Here is a 710-nt window from a genome sequence, read left to right as displayed (position 1 = left end):
GGGACTAAAAGTTTCAAGACAGATGTTAAATTATTGGGATTTGAAAAGCAGTCAATACTACTTTAAACCAGTGTATGATCTGCTTAAGCAAAAGCTGTTAATGCGGCCAATTTTACATGCCGATGAAACTTATTACACAGTCTTAGAAAGTAAAACAATCAAGACTTACTATTGGGTCTTCCTTTCAGGCAAACATGATCAATACGGGATTACACTCTATCATCATGATCCTTCCCGGAGTGGCAAGGTTGCCTTAAACTTTTTAGGAAACTATCCCGGTTATTTGCACTGTGATATGTGGCAGGCTTATGAGCAATTGCCGAAAGCAACTTTAGTTGGCTGCTGGGCTCATGTTAGAAGAAAGTTTCACGAAGCCGTACCACAACAGGCTTCTGAAAAGTCCCTTGCCCAAAAAGGACTCAACTACTGCAATCGCATGTTTTACTTAGAACAAACCTGGGAGAATTTGAGCAAACAAGAACGTTACCAGCTAAGACAAGCAAAGCTCAAGCCTCTGATGCAAGAGTTCTTCAACTGGTGTGAGAAAAATAAAATCACCGTTTTGCCAGGCTCTAAATTGGGAAGAGCCATTAATTATACCCTCAAGCATCAAGCTACTTTTGAGCATGTCTTGCTTGATGGCAATTTAGAATTATCTAACAATAAGGCCGAACGCGCTGTAAAATCACTCGTCATGGGCCGGAAGAATT

Annotated in this window: 1 protein-coding gene; it reads left to right on the top strand. The window is 40.6% G+C overall.

Annotated features, from left to right (window positions below):
* A partial coding sequence (gene tnpC / locus JEM49_RS04325; RefSeq protein ID WP_201873807.1) for an IS66 family transposase occupies positions 1-710 on the top strand: 710 nt, incomplete at both ends.

The organism is Lactobacillus sp. A27 (assembly GCF_016742815.1).
Lineage (GTDB): Bacteria > Bacillota > Bacilli > Lactobacillales > Lactobacillaceae > Lactobacillus > Lactobacillus gallinarum.
This window is presented reverse-complemented; position numbering and strand designations above follow the sequence as displayed.